The organism is Cupriavidus sp. GW822-FHT03E04 (genome assembly GCF_058801495.1).
In genome coordinates, this window is sequence record NZ_JBXANI010000066.1 from 1 (window position 1) to 2,580 (window position 2,580).

Annotated in this window: 2 protein-coding genes; both read left to right on the forward strand. The window is 65.8% G+C overall.

All coding sequences use genetic code 11. From position 1 onward, the window contains the following. Window positions 1-2,220: amino acid adenylation domain-containing protein (locus AC1RQC_RS40260; protein ID WP_492886857.1), on the forward strand; the 2,220-nt coding region annotated here is incomplete at its 5' end. Beyond that, window positions 2,221-2,580: condensation domain-containing protein (locus AC1RQC_RS40265; protein WP_492886859.1), on the forward strand; the 360-nt coding region annotated here is incomplete at its 3' end.

Genomic DNA, 2,580 nt, shown 5'->3' on the forward strand with positions numbered 1-2,580 from the left:
TTCGAGCAGCTGGTGGAGGCGCTGCAGCCAGGGCGCAGCCGCAGCCATGGTCCCTTGTTCCAGGTGATGTTCAACCATCAGCGCGACGACTACCGCGCGCTGGAGCAACTGCCGGGCCTCACCCTACAAGAGTACGAACTGGCAGAGCAGGGGGCGCAGTTCGAACTGACGCTGGATACCAACGAACAGCCGGACGGCGGCATCGGCGCTACGCTGATCTATGCGGCGGAGCTGTTCGATACACGGACGATAGCGCGCCTGGCCGGCCACTATGTGGCGATGCTGCACTCCTTGGCGGACAGTGCCGGCCTGACGGTGGGCGAAGTGGATCTTCCGGGCGAGGCCGAGCAGCGCCTGCTTGCGCAATGGAGCGTAAACGACCGACAGTACCTGGCTGCGGAGCCCGTACACCGGCTGATCGAGCGGCAGGCAGTAGCGCGGCCGCAAGCCACAGCGCTGGTGTTTGGCGACGTTTCGCTGAGCTACGCGGAACTCAATGCCAGGGCCAACCGGCTCGCACACCGGCTGGTCGCGCTGGGCGTGCAGCCTGAAACCGAGGTCGGCATCGCGGTGGAGCGCTCCGTCGAGATGGTGTTGGGGCTGTTGGCCATCATGAAGGCGGGTGGCGCTTACGTGCCGCTGGACCCGGACTACCCGGCCGAGCGGCTCGCTTACATGGTCGAGGACAGCGGGATCGGACTGCTGCTCACCCAGAGCCACCTTGCGCAACAAGTCCCGCGCACGGCGGCGATGACAGTGCTGGAACTCGACACACTGGATCTGGACGGCGAATCCGCGCAGGACCCGCAGGTCGATCTCCACGGTGAAAACCTCGCCTACGTGATCTACACCTCGGGCTCCACAGGCCGGCCCAAGGGCGTGGCAAACCGCCACCTGTCGTTGTTCAACCGGCTGGCCTGGATGCAGGAGGCCTATTCGCTCGGCGAAGGCGACACAGTATTGCAGAAGACTCCATTCAGCTTCGACGTGTCGGTGTGGGAATTCCTCTGGCCGCTGATGCAGGGCGCGCGGCTGGTGGTGGCGCAACCAGGCGACCACCGCGATCCCGCGCGGCTGGTCGCGTTGATCCAGGCGCATGACGTCACCACCATCCACTTCGTGCCCTCGATGTTGCAAGCCTTCATGGCGCACGAAGGAATCGAGGCTTGCACGAGCCTGTCGCGCATCGTTTGCAGCGGCGAAGCCCTGCTGGCGGAAACGCAAGGTACTGTCTTCAGGCGCCTGCCGCAAGCCAGCCTCTTCAACCTCTACGGTCCCACCGAGGCCGCTATCGATGTCACGCACTGGACCTGCCGCGATGACGGACAGGGCCTGGTGGCCATCGGTCGACCGATCGCGGGCACCAAAGCCTATGTGTTTGACGCCGATTTCAACCTGGCACCGCAGGGTGTGGCGGGCGAGCTGTGCCTGGGCGGCATCGGGCTAGCGCGCGGCTACCTGCATCGGCCCGGGCTGAGCGCCGAGCGGTTCATGGCCGATCCGCTCGACAGCCAGGGTGGCCGGCTCTATCGCACAGGGGACCTGGTGCGTTGGCGCCATGACGGGCAGCTGGAATACCTCGGGCGGATCGACCACCAGGTCAAGATCCGTGGCCTGCGCATCGAACTCGGTGAGATAGAGGCGCAGCTGCTGGCGCAGCCTGGCGTGGCCGAGGCCGTTGTGGTGGCAAGGCAGGCGCAGGGCGGTGCACGCCTGGTGGCCTATGTCTCGGCGCAATCCGGATGGGAACTCCAGTCGGCCGCGTTGCGCCACGGCCTGGCACGGGCATTGCCGGACTACATGGTGCCGGGTGCGATCGTGGTGCTCGATGCGCTGCCGCTGAATGCCAACGGCAAGCTGGACCGCAAGGCGCTGCCCGAGCCGGACACCGGCAACGCCCTGGCCTGGGAGCCACCGCAGGGCGAGACGGAACTGGCACTGGCCGCGATCTGGGCGGAGGTGTTGGGCATCGACCAAGCAGATCGCATCGGCCGTCATGACGACTTCTTTGAACTTGGCGGGCATTCGCTGGCGGCCCTTCAAGTACTGGCCAAGCTGCGGCAGCGCTTCGCCGTGCAGATTTCGCTGACTTCGTTCTTCGAGAACGCCACATTGATCGCGGCTGGCAGCGCCCTGGACGCCGAACGCCACAGGGCGGGCTCCGAAGATACCGTAGAGCTGGACCAGATGACCGCACTGCTTGAAAGCCTGGAGGACTGAATGGATCAAAGAAGACGCGACATCGCCGAGCGCTTTGCCGGCATGGCGGCGGATAAGCAAAGGGCGTTCCTTGCGGCCCTGCGGCATCAATCCCTGGATTTCTCGCGCCTGCCGATCGTGCCGGCGAAGTCCATGCGCAACGGCTTGTCGTATGCGCAGGCCCGCCAGTGGTTCCTGTGGCAATTGGACGCGCACAGCGCGGCGTATCACATCGCGGGCGGCCTGAGGATAAAGGGGGCGCTGGACGAGGGCGCGTTGCGGCATGGCTTCGCGGCGCTGGCCACGCGGCACGAATCGCTGCGCACGGTGTTCCGCGCGGATGCGCAAGGATTGGCCGGACAAGTGGTGAGGGACAGTGTC